Genomic DNA, 13,109 nt, shown 5'->3' with positions numbered 1-13,109 from the left:
CTCCTCGCAGAGGTATTTCCCTGCGAGGAGCGGCCAACCTCGTGTTTTGCGGAAGGAAGGGCTACGCCGGGCGGAGCAGGCCGTCGGTGAGGAGCTCGCGGATGCGCGGCCGGAGCTCCGCCGCGAGCGCGTCCTCGTCGACGCGCAACAGCTGGGCGATCGCGCCGACGATCGCGCCGACGCCGAGGTCCCCGTCGCAGGCCCCGACGAACGCGGCGAGTGCCGTGTCGGCGTCCACGCGTCGGCCGAAGCCCCCGCCCTGCACGAGCGTGATCACCGTCGGGTCGTCGTTGCCCGGCCAGTAGTGCCGTTCCTCGGTGACGTCGCCGGCGACCACGAGGTGCGCCCGGTCCAGCGCCGCATCGTCGTGCGACCGGAGCCAGTCGATGGCGTCGAGGGTCCGCGCGACCGTCGCCCCGAGGCCCGCGGGGTTCGACCCGAGCGACTCCGGCACACGCTCGAACCGCCGGGTCGTCGTCAGTCCGTCGGAGGCTGGACGTCGCACCACGACGTACCCGAACCCGACGCCGAGCACGTGCCGCTCGGCGAAGTCGTCGAGCCAGTAGCCGACGAGCTCCTCGAACGCGGGTGTGCCCTGGCGGGTCCCTCCGTCGCGGATCCACGTCTCGGCGTAGGTCGCGGGGTCCTGGCGCTCCCGCTCGACCACCCACACGTCGAGCGCCGGTCCGTCGTCGGGCCGCTCCCCGAACCAGGACGCCACACGGTCGAGCCCCTCCCGGCCCCACCGGTGCTCCCAGTTGCCGAGGAGCTGCGCCGTCCCACCGGGTTCCAGGTGCGCGGCGAGCCCGGTGAGCACCGTCTCGACGAGCGCGTCGCCGACCATGCCGCCGTCGCGGTACTCGTACGCCGGGACGCCGTCCCGCCGCGGGGTGATCACGAACGGCGGGTTCGACACGATGCGGTCGAACCGCTCCCCCGCGACCGGCTCGTAGAGCGACCCGAGCCGGAACTCGACGTTCTCGATGCCGTTCATCGCCACGTTGAACCGGGCGATGTCGAGTGCCCGCGCCGAGATGTCGGTCGCCACGACGGTCTCGGCGAACCGACTCGCGTGCATCGCCTGGATGCCGCAGCCCGTCCCGAGGTCGAGGACCCGTCGGACCGGCACGGGCACCATCAGTCCGCTCAGGGTCATCGACGCGCCGCCGATGCCGAGCACGTGCTCCTCGCCGAGCGCCCGTCCGAGGGCGAGCTCCCCGAGGTCGGACATGACCCACCAGCTCCCGGCGCCGGCGTCGTCGACGTACGCGTAGGGACGGAGGTCGACGTTCGGCCGGACGTCCCCTCCCTCGACGGAGACGAGACCGGCATCGACGAGCGCCGGCACGCCGACGGACGGGAGGGCCGTGGCCGCGTCCGTCAGATCGGCCGGGAGACCGAGCAGGAAGAGTCGGGCGAGTGTCGCGACGGGTGAGGGCAGGCCGCCGACGAGTCGCGCGTCGAGCTCGCGGACCGCTGGGACCCGGGTGCCGCGGTGGAGGGCGTCGGCGGCGTCGCTCCCCCAGAGCGCGTCGACCGCCTCGACGGTGTAGCCCGCCGCGTCGAGGTCGGCCGCCAGGGCGCGCGCGACGTCCGCGTCGGGGATGATCGGGATCATCGGGCGGCGGCCGGCGCCGGCGCCGTCGAGGCCACGGCCGTCGAGGCCACGGCCGTCGGGACCTGTGCCACGGGGACCGGGGTCGCCGGCAGCTCGTCGAGCAGCACGCCCGCGGGGACGTCCCAGTCGAGCACCATGTCGATGAGCCCCGGGAAGCGGGCGCTGACGTCCTCGGTCCGGATCCGTCCGCGGCGCTCGAGCCCGTGCACGCGCTGCTCGAGGAGTCCGGCCTCGCGCAGCGTGCGGAAGTGGTGGGTGAGCGTCGACTTCGGGCGGTCGATGCCGACCCATCCGCACGCGATCTCCGCACCCCCGCCGTCGACCAGGTACCGGTGCAGGATCGTCAGCCGGATCGGGTCGGACAGGGCCGCCATGACGACGGGCAGCTCGAGCTCGTCGCGGGCCGGCTGCGGCAGGATCTCCGACATGTACGGGACGGTACCACGATCGGACACCTTGTACGACTTGCGTCGTACTGACAGGTGCTGTACGAATGAACCCGTACAGCGCATCCGAGGCGCCAGTCAACCGAGAGGGATCGCCATGCAGTCTTCCCGTTCCGTCGCCGGGTTCTGGATCATCGCCGCGATGCTCCTGGTGTCCGTCGCGTCGTCCGCCGTCCCCTCGCCGATCTACCCGGTGTACGCGGCGGAGTGGCATCTCACCCCGATCATGCTCACCGGGGTGTTCGCGATCTACGTGCTCGGACTGCTCGCCAGCCTGTTGACTGCTGGGTCCCTCTCGGACCACGTCGGCCGGAAGCCCGTGCTGTTCGCCGGAGCCGTCGGGGTCGTCGCCGCGATGGGGCTCTTCTCGGTGGCGGACGGCCTCGGCTCGCTCATCGTCGCGCGGATCGTGCAGGGCGTCTCCGTCGGGCTGCTGCTCGGCACCCTCGGCGCAGCGCTGCTCGACCACTCACTCGAGCGGCATCCGGGTCTCGCGTCCGTGCTGAACGGGGTCACGCCGCCGATCGCCCTCGCGGTCGGCGCGATGTCGAGCGGCGCGTTCGTCGAGTGGGGTCCGCTGCCGGAACGACTCGTGTACCTGGTGTTCGGGTCGCTGCTCGTGCTGGTGGCCGCAGCCCTGGTGGTCGTCCCGGAACGCGTGCAGCGCCGCCCGGGCGCCCTGCGGTCGCTGGCTCCGACGATCAGCCTGCCCCGGGCCTCCCGGCCGTTGTTCCGGAGCGTCGCCGGTGCGCTCGTGTCGAGCTGGGCGCTCGGCGGGCTCTACCTGTCCCTCGTGCCGTCGGTGCTCGGGGGCGTGTTCGGCGTGACGAACCACTTCGGTGCGGGTGCGCTCATCGGGGTCTTCACGGGTGCCGGTGCTCTCACCGGCCTCGCGATCCAGCGGATGGACGCCCGACGCGGCATGCTGATCGGCCTCGTCGCGCTCGTCGTCGGGCCCGTCGTGACGCTGGCCTTCGTCGTCACGGCGTCGCTCCCGGGCCTCGTCGTCGGTACCGTCATCGCTGGTGTCGGCTTCGGCGCTGGGTTCCAGGCCGCGCTCCGGATGCTGCTGGCGACGGCCGCTCCGACCCACCGCGCGGGGATCCTGTCGACGATCTACGTGGTGAGCTACCTGGCGTTCGGTGTGCCGAGCGTCGTGGCCGGACTGTTCGAGCCGACGGTCGGCCTCGTCCCGGTCGTCGTGGGCTACGGGGCGTTCGTGGTCGTCGCCGCGGCGGTCGCCCTCGTCATGCAGCTCGGGTCGCGCCGCGCGGCCGCGATCGAGGAGGTCGCTGCGGAGCGCCTCGAGTGCACTGCATCGGGGTCGATCCGGACCGTCTGAGCAGGGCTGTCTGAGCAGGCCCGTCCGATCCAGCCCTGCCGGGGGTCCGGCCCTCCTGTGGGTCCGGTCCGTCCGTGGGTCCGGCCCGTCCGTGGGTCCGGCCCGTCCGTGGGTCCGGCCCGTCCGTGGGTCCGGCCCGCCTGGCGCCCCGTCAGCGCGTCTGTGTGCCGAGCGACCGGTTGGCATCCGCGTGGGCGTCGTCGACCGAGTCCTTGCCCCGGTCGGCCGCCGCGCGCATACGGGCCGACCCGTGCTGACGGACCCAGTCCCAGAAGCGGTGCAGCCGAGCGCGGAGCCAGGTCGAGATGCGGTGGAAGAACGCGAACTCGCTCGCGAGGATCGTCAGGCCGATGAACACCACGAGCCATCCGGGCCCGGGGAGCGGCACGAGGATGAGGCCGATGATGATGACGAGTCCACCGACGATCCCGACGAGGATCCGGTAGGGCAGGTGCACGTGCGGGCGGGCGCGGATCCAGGCGCGGGCGTCGTGGAACCAGCGGAACCGCCGGTGCGGTCCGGCGGCCCGTTCCTGGTCGGGCGAGGTGGCGGGCGCGTCGGACCCGGCGGTCCGCTCGCGCTCGGTCCGGTCGTCGTCCATGCGCCCGAGCGTAGGAACACCGGCTGGGAAACAGCGGCGATGCCGCTGACCATCCACCGGCCGGGAGGCACGGATCACCGCCCGTCGACCGCCGCGGCCCGCCCCGTGCTCGGTCGTGCACGTCCCAACGACTGCTGCACGTGCGGCGGACCGCGTAGCTGTCGTCCACGCGAGCAGCGCTCGTCCCGAGCCCCGGGCGTCGCGCCCCGGGCGTCGAGGGCTCAGGCGGCGTGCACGATGCAGGTCGTCGCCCACGGTTTGGCCTCGAGCCGGGCCTCGGGAATCGGCTCACCGTCGACGAAGCACCGCCCGTACCGTCCCTCGTCGAGCCGGGTCAGCGCGGCGTCCACCGCGGCGAGACGTTCCACCGCGTCGTCACGGACCGCGCCGAGGGAACCCCGCTCGTACGCGAGCGTCGCGCCCTCGGGATCGTGCTCGTCGTCGACGTTCGCGCCGTCGCGGGCATCGCTGACGTCGCGCATGCTCTGGCCGACGTCGGCGAGGAGCCTCGTGGTCCGCGCGCGTTCGGCCAGCAGTGCCGCCCGGGGGTCGAACCCGGTCCCGTCCTCCGCCGATGTCATCCCGGCAGGCTACGCGCGGCGCCACGGTCAGACCTGACGGCGGGCCTCAGACCTGACCGGGGCCCTCAGACCTGACGGAGGCCCTCGACGACCTCGACGACGCCGAGCACCACGAGGACGACGACCAGGACCACGACGCCGTGCCGGAGCAGCGCCCGACGGACCAGGTCGAGCGGCCTCGCGCTCCGCACCGGGGCGATCGCGACGGCGGCCACGGGGACCACGATCGCGACGGCGCCGACGAGCACGTACACGACGATCGCGACGACGATGTCCGGGACACCGTCGCGAGACTCGCCGATCGCCACGCCGGCGGCGAGGGACAGGACGAGGTTCTTCGGGTTGGCGACGACGGACAGCACCCCGAGGAGCGCTGCCCGACGGACGCCGATGCCGTCGAGGACCCGTACCCAGCGCGCACTCGCGGGCCGACCGTCCGGCAGTCTCCGCCGGGTCCACTGCCACGCGGCGAGGACCAGGAGGACGACGCCGGACACGATCGTGAGGACTCCGCTGACCGGATCGTGGCCCGTGGCGTCGGGCGACGGGAGCGCCTCGGCCGCCACCGCGAGGACGAGCACCCCGAGGACGATCCCGGTCACCCATCCCCAGGCGAAGGCCACGGCCGATCGATGCCCGTTCGCTGAGAGGAGCAGCATGACCACCGCGGCGATCGGCAGCGGGCTGAGGGTCACGGCGACCCCCGTCGGGAGGAGCGTGCCGATCAGCGCACCACCGTCCACAGCCCAGCCCTCTCGTCCCGCGCTCACCGTATCCCGCATCGTGCATCGCGGCACGCGCGGCGAGACGGAATGCACCACCGCGTCAGTGCGTTCGCATGAACATGACCAAGATCGGCTTCCTCTCCTTCGGGCACTGGCAGAACGTCCCCGGCTCCCGCGTGCGGTCCGCCCGCGAGTCGCTGACCCAGGCGATCGACCTCGCCGTCGCCGCCGAGGAGATCGGCATCGACGGCGCCTACTTCCGCGTCCACCACTTCGCGCCGCAGCAGGCCTCGCCGTTCCCGTTGCTCGCCGCCGTCGCGGCCAGGACCTCGCGGATCGAGATCGGCACCGGCGTGATCGACATGCGCTACGAGAACCCCCTGTACATGGCGGAGGAGGCCGCGATGACGGACCTCATCGCCGACGGACGGCTGCAGCTCGGCGTGAGCCGGGGGTCACCCGAGACCTCGCTGGCCGGGTACGAGGCGTTCGGGTACGTCCCCGCGCCCGGAGAGACCGATGCCGACATGGCCCGGCAGCACACCGCCCTCTTCCGCCAGGCGATCGACGGCGCGGGGATCGCGGCCGCCAACCCGCAGATGACCGGACGCGACGGCGTGCTCCCGATGTCCCCGTTGTCCGACGGCCTCGGCGAGCGCATCTGGTGGGGCGCAGGGACCCGCGCCACGGCGGAGTGGACCGCCGAGCAGGGCATGAACCTGATGTCGTCGACGCTCCTCACCGAGGACACCGGCGTGCCGTTCGACCAGCTCCAGCTCGAGCAGATCGAGCGCTTCCGTCGGGTGTGGGCCGAGTCCGGGTGGGAGCGGACGCCCCGGGTCAGCGTGAGCCGCAGCATCATCCCGATCACCGACGACGAGTCGCGCCACTACTTCGGGGTCCGCGCGCAGGTCGAGGGTCAGGACCAGGTCGGACACCTCGACGGCGGGCTCGCCCGGTTCGGGCGGAGCTACATCGGCGAGCCGGAGCAGCTCGTCGAGCAGCTCGCGACGGACGCCGCGGTCGCGGCGGCGGACACCGTGCTCATCACGGTGCCGAACCAGCTCGGCGTGGACTTCAACGCGCGGCTCCTCGCCGGCGTCAGGGCCGTCGGTGCGGAACTGGGCTGGGACCGGGAGCCGGCCCCGGTGGGCTGAGCCGCGCCTCCCGTCCGATGACCGGTGCCCGTCCGTCGCCGCAGCCCGCGCTGCCGACGGATGGGCACTGCTCGTGTCCGCACCCCGTTCGCATCGCAACTGCGAGGGGTCAACCGGGGTCCCCCCTTGTGCCGACACCCGTGCTGGGACTGTGGTCGTCCCCCGGTGCTGCGTAGCCTCGGAGAGACCCATCAGCCCCGAGCACAGGAGACCGTCGTGACACTGCCGGCCGCCGGCTTCTTCCCCGATCCGCAGGACACCCGCCGTCTGCGGTGGTGGGACGGGCGCACGTGGGGCAGCGCGACGCAACCCGCACCGAGTGCCGCCCGATCGTCGGCCCCCGGACAGGGCGAGGCGCACGAGACGCACGCCGAGCCGCAGTTCTCCGTCCGGCCCGCTGCCGTCGCGACCGCCGCGTGGGCGTGCGGGACCGGGGTCGCCGCGTCGACCGCCGTGAACACCGGCGCGAGCATCGTCGCCGGTCAGACGTCCGGGGTCCGACGCTTCTGCCTGTTCGGCTGGGGATCCCTCGTCGTTGCGCTGCTCTCCGCGGTCGTCAACCCCATCGGCATGTTCAGCGTCCTCGCCGTCCTGCTCGCCGTCGTCGGGATCGCCCGGCCGAACGGCACCGGGTCGTGGCGGATCGTCGGTCGGAGCATCGCGGTGTCGGCGCTCGTGCTCGCGGTCACCACCGGGCTCGTCTTCATGACGGCGTTCGGGCACCTGCTGCACCAGTACGCCGGCATCTAGGGGGGCGCGCCCCGCCCAGCCGGGTCATGCGGCGGGCGCGCTCCGGTCCACGAGCCTGCCGACCGCCGCGACCGGGATGCCGACCCAGTCCGGCCGGTTCCGGGCCTCGTACACGGCTTCGTACACGGCCTTGTCGACCTCGAAGGCGTCGAGGAGCGCCCGTGCCGCCCGGAGGTCCTCCCCCGACGCAGCGACGTACCCGTCGAGGAACGCCTGCCGAGCGTCGTGCGCCCACGACCCCGAGTCCACCGGCTCGTCGGCGTGCGCGAGGGCCCCGGCGACGTAGTCGAACGAGCGGAGCATGCCGGCGACGTCGCGGAGCGGGACGTCGGGGCGGGACCGCTCGGGCATCGGGCGGAGCGGCTCGCCCTCGAAGTCGAGCAGGATCCAGCCGCGCTCCGGCGACAGCAGCGCCTGCCCGAGGTGCAGGTCCCCGTGGATGCGCTGCAGCCGGGGCCAGTCGAGCTCCTCGGTCATGGCGTAGAGGGCGCGGACGGCGTCGGCGTGCTCCGCGATCGCGGGGACCTCGGTGGCCGCCGTGTCGAGCCGCTGCCGCATGGACCCGAGCATCGAGCCGACCTCGTCCGGGCCGGCCTCAACCGTCGGGAGCGCCGTGGCGAGCGTCGCGTGGACCTCGGCCACGGCCGCACCGAGCGCCCGGGCCTGATCGGTGAACTCCACCCCGTCGGTCGCCGCCGCGAGTGCCACCCGCCACGCGTCGTCGAGGCCGGGCAGGAACTCCTGCGCGAACGCGAGGTGCCCGTGCGCCGTGCCCTCGCTCCGACCGACGTCGCTCCAGGAGCCCGCGAGTGCCCCGACCGACTTCGGCACGCGCAGCGAACCTCCGGCGGAGAGCGCTGCCTGCGTCGTGACGTCGGGGTTCTCCCCGTGGTGCAGCACCCGGAAGACCTTGACGATGACCCGTGGCACGGCGGGCCCGTCGACCTCGCAGATGATCGAGGTGTTCGACTGCTCGCCGCGGAGCACCTTGGCCGTGCGCACGGCGCCCGGCTCGATGAACGCCTGACCGTCGACGTGCATGGGGGTCCCGGCGACCGCCGTGCCGTCGAGGGACCGTGCGTCGGCGATCGTCCCGAGGAGCCACCGCGCGTAGGCGGGGTCGTGCGGGCCGTCGTAGAGCCAACGGTCGTCGTCCGTGGCGATGAGTGCGTGGGCCAGAGCGTCCACGGGGGCGGTGCGGATCGTGAAGGGGACCTGGTACAGGACGGGGACGGCCGGAGCGTCGTCGATGACGAGCCACGTGAGCACGCGGACGTCGGCATCGTCGTCCTGGATGGTCTCCTCGACGGCGTCGATCACGCGGAGCGCGGGGTCGAGGCCCTTCGCGGCGTACCAGCGCTGACCGGACATCCACGAGGCCACGATCTGCTCGGCCCTCGCTGTGGCGGCGGTGTCGGGGTTCTGGTCGGTGGTCGGACCGGGCGTCCGGGCATCAGCGCTCATGCCGCGGATCGTACGCGCGTGGCCTCTGCCCCGGCCGAGCGACCCGGCACCGGCGACGGTAGCGCCTCAGCCGTTCCGGCGCAGCGCGTTCGTCCCGTCCTGGAACGCCCGCCACCCGACGGCGGCCGCGAGCTCCACCGTCTCGAGGTCCGTGACGACGACCGGGGTGCCCGCGTCGAGGCGTCGGCGGAACACGGCACGGAGCTGCGCCTCGGCCCAGCGGGACCCGACCCCGAAGGTCAGACCGTCGGCACGACCAGCCCGGTCGACCGCGGTCGCCTCGGGGACCCAGGCGAGCTCCACGCCGGAGCGCACCGGCGCAGCGGTCGACACCATGGACGCGAGGTCGGCGGCGGTCCCGACCGGCACCGCCGAGCAGCCGACGACCAGGGTGCGTCGGGTGGCGCGTGCGACCAGGTCGAGCACGGTGGACCGTAGTTCGGCGGCGACGGCGGCGGCCGCGACCCCGCCAGCGCGTGCACCGCCGGTGACCGTCGTCCCGCCCGCGGTCACGAAGTGCACGTCGGCGAAGGCGATCGCCTGCTCGAGCGAGTGCGTCCAGCGCAGTCGCCCGGACGCCGCGGCTGCCGCGAACCCGACGACGTCGGACGCCCGCGGGTCGAGCGGCTCGGGACGATCGCCGATGACGAGCACCTCGAGACCGTCGGCGGCCAGTGCGACCGCTCGGGCGAGTGCTCCCGGACCGTCGACGACGCTGATGCGCGGGTGGGCGGCGACCGGTGCGAGGCCCTCGACGACGAGGCGCACGGGTGCGAGCCTCCGCGTCGGGAGCGTCCCGATCCCGACCGGTTCGGGTCCGGGCGGGGCGGAGAGCGGGACTGCGGGTGGTGTCGGTCGGACGGGGAGCGGGCGTGGCTGACCGGCGAGCGCGCGCGGGCGCAGCCGATCGTCGACTGGGATCATGGGATTCGGGTTCCTCATGGGTGGGCGACGTTCCGGGAACGACCATCCGGCGGAGCCGGATCGCCGCGTGCCGGATGGGTGGTCCGACACGAGTTCTCGTTCGTGATCTCGACCGGTTCGTGGGTGGCGCTCCGGGCGATTGTGAGGAACGTATCCGCCCGCCGACACCCCTCACAAGGGGGACGTCGGGTTCTTGCGCGGACCCGCACCCGACGGTCCGGAACGCCCGCCGACGCTGTGCGAGACTGACGTCCGTGCCGCACCGCCTCGAGGACCTCGCCGCGGCCAGCCACAGGTCCGCGAACGGCTGATCGGTGACCATCGCTCCGACCGACGGACGCGTCGACGACGCGGGTCGTGCCTCCAGACCGGTCCGCCAGGCGCGTCGCGCCGTCCGTCGACTCAGGATCGGTCTGGAGGGACGACACAGCGGGTGGACCGCCCCGCTCCTGGTGTGGCTCGGTTCCCGACTCGTCAGCACGCTGTTCCTCGCGACGATGTTCGTCGTCGCGACCGCGAGCGGCTGGACGTTCGCGAGCCACCGGACCGACCCGACGTTCTTCACCTTCAGCGGCTCGTGGGACGCCTGGCAGTACCGGACGATCGCCACTGCGGGGTACCCGCGCTCGCTCCCGGTGGATGCCGACGGGAACGTCCGGCCGAACGCGTGGGCGTTCCTCCCGGTGTTCCCGTGGGTCGTCCGCGCCCTGATGACGTCCGGGCTCTCGTTCTGGGTGGCCGGCTTCCTCGTCGCGCTGCTCTGCGGGGCCGGCGCGTGCGTGCTCCTCCACCGACTCATCCGGGTGACGGGCTGCTCGCGGCGTGCGCTCCGCGGTGTCGCACTGTTCGCGTTCGGACCGCTCGGGTTCCTGCTGCAGGTCTCGTACGCCGAGAGCATGTTCCTGCTCCTCGTGTTCGGCGCCCTGCTCGCGCTCGTCCGCCAGCGGTACTGGCTCGTGACACTGCTCGGCGTGACGGCGGCGTTCACGCGTCCGGGGATCCTCGCGCTGGCGGTCGCCCTCGCGGTGCACCTCGTCGTGCGGTGGGTCCGGGACGCCCGGGGTGGGCCGGTGTTCCCTTGGTCCTCCCGCATCGGCGTCGCGGCATCGGGACTCGTCGTCGCAGCCGCTGGACTCGCGTGGCCGTTCGTCGCCGGCGCCGTCACCGGGAGGTCGGACGCCTACCTCGCGACGGAGCTGTCGTGGTGGGTCGGGTTCGTCGGGCGGCGGGAGTTCGCGCCGCTGACGCCGTGGTTCGTGATGGCCGGTCGGTGGCTCGGCGTCGCGGGGATCGTGCTCGTGGTCGTGGTGCTCGCCGGCTTCGTGGTGTTCCTGACGCGGCGGAGTGTCCGCGCGGTCGGGCCGGACGTGCTGGGGTTCGTCGCGGGCTACGGCCTCTACCTCGTGGCGGTGTTCCTGCCGCAACAGAGCCTGGCCCGGCTGCTCCTGCCGATGGCACCGCTGCTCGGGTCGGACGCCTTCGTGCGGACGCAGCGGCGGACGGTCGGGTGGATCGCCGTCGGGATCGTCCTGCAGCCGGTGGCGATCGTGTTCCTGTGGTTCCTGGGGTACCCGTGAGGCCGGGGGCCGGTCCTTGCGCATGGCACCAGTCCTTGCGCATGGCACCGGTCCTTGCGCATGGCACCAGTCCTTGCGCATGGCACCAGTCCGGACGCATAGCACCAGTCCTTGCGCATGGCACCGGTCCTGACGCATGGCACCCATGGTGATCAGCGGTGCGATGCGCCTGCACTGGTGTCAGAGCACCGCCGGCCGGGCCCGCGTCAGACCCCTCAGGCGTCGAAGGTGTGGAACCAGGCCGTCCCACCGGGGTGCTGCACCGTGATCATCTCGTCGAGGTCGCGGTACGGGCCGTCCTCGTTGTGGCTCGCGGACCGGATGAGGACCTTGCCGGACGCGTCCTTCGTCACCTCGGACACGATCGTCACGTGGTCGGGCGAGCCGTTGTGGTTCCAGTCCCACATCACGATGTCGCCGATCTTGACCTTGTCGCGGTCCTCGAGCGTCCTGCGGGTCAGGCCGAACGTCGCTGCGTTCGCGATGAGCCACGGGTCCATCGACGGGCAGTAGGTCCATGTCGTGGAGTGCTGTGCCCCCGCGTTCCGGCTGTACCAGTCCGAGCGCTGCTGCCACCCGCGGGCGATGAGCGTCTGCGAGACGAAGTTCGCGCAGTCGCCCCCGATCGGGTTCATGTCGCCGTAGCCCGCGAGGTTGTAGTCCTTCACGTACTGCATGGCGTACTGCAGCTGCCGGTCGACGTCGGTCTGCACGGCGTAGGCGAGCTTGGACGTCGTGAGGGTGTCGCCGCCCGACCCGACCAGCGCCACGTCGGCGTCGCCCGGTGTGTAGGTGGCCTGGTGCGGAAGCGTGAAGGCAACCGTGGCGTCGGACGCCTGGACGTCGGTCGCCGCAACGCCCCCGACGGTCACGGCCGTCACGGCGGCGAGACCGGTTCCGCTGATGGTCACCGTCGTGCCACCGGCGAGCGGCACCGTTGCGGGCTCGATCTTCTTCGTGGACGGCGTGTCCGCCGTCGCTCCGGCCTTCGGGGTCGAGGTCGAGGTCGAGGTCGACCCGCCCGTGGCCGTGTCCGTCGCGCCGGCGTCCTTGGCGCTGCCCTTCCCACCGTCCGCACCGTCGCCGGACGAGCACGCGGCGACCGCGAGGCCGATGCCGGCGACACCGGCGAGGGAGAACAAGGTGCGGCGCGTCAGGGGTGCGGGAGGAGTCATGGCTCAGCCAGGGTAAGCGATCACGCCGGGGGAATCACCCCTCGCCCCGCGGTGTCAGGCCGCGGACTGGGTGATGTTCACGAGCCACGTCACACCGTGCGTGTCCGTCAGCATGCCGAACTGGTCGCCCCACGGCGCTGCCGTCAGCGGCTCGATGATCGTCGCGCCCGCCGAGAGACCATCCCAGTACCGCCGCAGCTCGGGCTCGTCCTCACCGCTCAGCGAGACCGAGATGCTGCTGCCCTCGCGGAGTCCCATGCCGCTCGGGGTGTCAGACGCCATGAGCACGAGACCGCCGGCCGTGCGGAGCTGCCCGTGCATGATCTTGTCCTGCTCGGCGGGATCCTCGCTCGCGTGGAGGTCGCCGAACGTGCTCAGGGTCAGCTCGCCGCCGAAGACCGAGTGGTAGAACTCCAGCGCGGTCCTGGCGGTGTCGCGGAACCCGAGGTAGGGGTTCAGTGTCGTGGGCATCATCGACTCCTTCGTCGTGGTCACGGACGAGGCCGAGCGGTCCCGCCGTCGTCGCGACCATGGTGACAGACCCGCGGCGAGCACACGATGCCCGGCGGCGTGATCGGCGGGTTCGGTGCGGGTCGGCGGGTTCGCGCCCGGGTGGCGGGTTCGGTACGGGGCGGCGGGCCCTGGTGTGGGTCACGGTCGGGTAACGGGGTGAAGTCCCTCCAAACCATTCCGGAGGGGGTGCCGAATGACTTGTACATCGGGCAAACACCCCGAACACCCACCAGGAA

General features: G+C 72.7%; 13 protein-coding genes. 4 read left to right on the top strand and 9 right to left on the bottom strand.

Features of this window, described 5'->3' with window-relative positions:
* Positions 1 to 61: 61 nt before the first annotated feature.
* The gene (locus ASF23_RS08295; protein WP_055951734.1) at positions 62 to 1,618 is read right to left on the bottom strand and encodes a DUF7059 domain-containing protein; all 1,557 of its coding nucleotides are present in this window, start codon (positions 1,616 to 1,618) and stop codon (positions 62 to 64) included.
* Complete coding sequence (locus tag ASF23_RS08290; RefSeq protein ID WP_200919329.1) at positions 1,615 to 2,046, bottom strand: ArsR/SmtB family transcription factor; 432 nt, start codon at positions 2,044 to 2,046, stop codon at positions 1,615 to 1,617. The genes ASF23_RS08295 and ASF23_RS08290 overlap by 4 nt, the downstream gene beginning before the upstream one ends.
* A gap of 115 nt (positions 2,047 to 2,161) precedes the next feature.
* Between ASF23_RS08290 and ASF23_RS08285 the strand changes: the two genes are divergently transcribed.
* Positions 2,162 to 3,406 (top strand): MFS transporter, encoded by a 1,245-nt coding sequence (locus ASF23_RS08285; RefSeq protein WP_055951731.1) that lies wholly within the window; start codon positions 2,162 to 2,164, stop codon positions 3,404 to 3,406.
* 151 nt (positions 3,407 to 3,557) lie between these two features.
* Here the strand turns inward: ASF23_RS08285 and ASF23_RS17810 are convergent, their stop codons facing one another.
* From ASF23_RS17810 to ASF23_RS08270, 3 genes are all read right to left on the bottom strand, one after another.
* Positions 3,558 to 4,007 carry a TIGR02611 family protein gene (locus tag ASF23_RS17810; RefSeq protein ID WP_082473953.1) on the bottom strand — a complete coding sequence of 150 codons (450 nt, stop codon included), beginning with the start codon at positions 4,005 to 4,007 and terminating at the stop codon, positions 3,558 to 3,560.
* A gap of 221 nt (positions 4,008 to 4,228) precedes the next feature.
* Entirely contained in the window at positions 4,229 to 4,588 is a 360-nt protein-coding gene (locus ASF23_RS08275) for a TraR/DksA family transcriptional regulator (RefSeq protein ID WP_055951727.1), read from the bottom strand.
* A 65-nt stretch (positions 4,589 to 4,653) separates the two neighbouring features.
* The gene (locus ASF23_RS08270) at positions 4,654 to 5,358 is read right to left on the bottom strand and encodes a GAP family protein (protein ID WP_162236739.1); all 705 of its coding nucleotides are present in this window, start codon (positions 5,356 to 5,358) and stop codon (positions 4,654 to 4,656) included.
* 68 nt (positions 5,359 to 5,426) lie between these two features.
* Here ASF23_RS08270 and ASF23_RS08265 point away from each other — a divergent pair, with 68 nt between their 5' ends.
* Together ASF23_RS08265 and ASF23_RS08260 are read left to right on the top strand one after the other, a co-directional pair.
* A complete protein-coding gene (locus ASF23_RS08265; RefSeq protein ID WP_055951721.1) occupies positions 5,427 to 6,470 on the top strand; it encodes an LLM class flavin-dependent oxidoreductase in 1,044 nt (347 codons plus the stop codon).
* Positions 6,471 to 6,686: 216 nt separating this feature from the next.
* A complete protein-coding gene (locus tag ASF23_RS08260; protein WP_055951720.1) occupies positions 6,687 to 7,220 on the top strand; it encodes a DUF2510 domain-containing protein in 534 nt (177 codons plus the stop codon).
* 24 nt (positions 7,221 to 7,244) lie between these two features.
* Here ASF23_RS08260 and ASF23_RS08255 read toward each other — a convergent pair whose 3' ends face one another.
* A complete protein-coding gene (locus ASF23_RS08255; protein WP_055951717.1) occupies positions 7,245 to 8,684 on the bottom strand; it encodes a maltokinase N-terminal cap-like domain-containing protein in 1,440 nt (479 codons plus the stop codon).
* Positions 8,685 to 8,750: 66 nt separating this feature from the next.
* Positions 8,751 to 9,608 (bottom strand): hypothetical protein, encoded by an 858-nt coding sequence (locus ASF23_RS08250; RefSeq protein ID WP_055951714.1) that lies wholly within the window; start codon positions 9,606 to 9,608, stop codon positions 8,751 to 8,753.
* 314 nt (positions 9,609 to 9,922) lie between these two features.
* Here ASF23_RS08250 and ASF23_RS08245 point away from each other — a divergent pair, with 314 nt between their 5' ends.
* Positions 9,923 to 11,185, top strand: coding sequence for a hypothetical protein (locus ASF23_RS08245; RefSeq protein WP_235510833.1), 1,263 nt, complete (start codon positions 9,923 to 9,925; stop codon positions 11,183 to 11,185).
* Between the two features lie 215 nt (positions 11,186 to 11,400).
* Here the strand turns inward: ASF23_RS08245 and ASF23_RS08240 are convergent, their stop codons facing one another.
* Together ASF23_RS08240 and ASF23_RS08235 are read right to left on the bottom strand one after the other, a co-directional pair.
* Positions 11,401 to 12,360 carry an amidase domain-containing protein gene (locus ASF23_RS08240; protein ID WP_082473950.1) on the bottom strand — a complete coding sequence of 320 codons (960 nt, stop codon included), beginning with the start codon at positions 12,358 to 12,360 and terminating at the stop codon, positions 11,401 to 11,403.
* A 54-nt stretch (positions 12,361 to 12,414) separates the two neighbouring features.
* Complete coding sequence (locus tag ASF23_RS08235; protein ID WP_055953046.1) at positions 12,415 to 12,831, bottom strand: VOC family protein; 417 nt, start codon at positions 12,829 to 12,831, stop codon at positions 12,415 to 12,417.
* Positions 12,832 to 13,109: the final 278 nt, after the last annotated feature.

This window comes from Curtobacterium sp. Leaf261, from assembly GCF_001422205.1.
Lineage (GTDB): Bacteria > Actinomycetota > Actinomycetes > Actinomycetales > Microbacteriaceae > Curtobacterium.
This window is presented reverse-complemented; position numbering and strand designations above follow the sequence as displayed.

Coding starts and splice junctions, on each gene's coding strand:
- ASF23_RS08275 (WP_055951727.1), bottom strand. CDS start 4,588: ATGACATCGGCGGAGGACGGGACCGGGTTCGACCCCCGGGCGGCACTG.
- ASF23_RS08250 (WP_055951714.1), bottom strand. CDS start 9,608: ATGATCCCAGTCGACGATCGGCTGCGCCCGCGCGCGCTCGCCGGTCAG.
- ASF23_RS08255 (WP_055951717.1), bottom strand. CDS start 8,684: ATGAGCGCTGATGCCCGGACGCCCGGTCCGACCACCGACCAGAACCCC.
- ASF23_RS08235 (WP_055953046.1), bottom strand. CDS start 12,831: ATGCCCACGACACTGAACCCCTACCTCGGGTTCCGCGACACCGCCAGG.
- ASF23_RS17810 (WP_082473953.1), bottom strand. CDS start 4,007: ATGGACGACGACCGGACCGAGCGCGAGCGGACCGCCGGGTCCGACGCG.
- ASF23_RS08295 (WP_055951734.1), bottom strand. CDS start 1,618: ATGATCCCGATCATCCCCGACGCGGACGTCGCGCGCGCCCTGGCGGCC.
- ASF23_RS08265 (WP_055951721.1), top strand. CDS start 5,427: ATGAACATGACCAAGATCGGCTTCCTCTCCTTCGGGCACTGGCAGAAC.
- ASF23_RS08290 (WP_200919329.1), bottom strand. CDS start 2,046: ATGTCGGAGATCCTGCCGCAGCCGGCCCGCGACGAGCTCGAGCTGCCC.
- ASF23_RS08285 (WP_055951731.1), top strand. CDS start 2,162: ATGCAGTCTTCCCGTTCCGTCGCCGGGTTCTGGATCATCGCCGCGATG.
- ASF23_RS08240 (WP_082473950.1), bottom strand. CDS start 12,360: ATGACTCCTCCCGCACCCCTGACGCGCCGCACCTTGTTCTCCCTCGCC.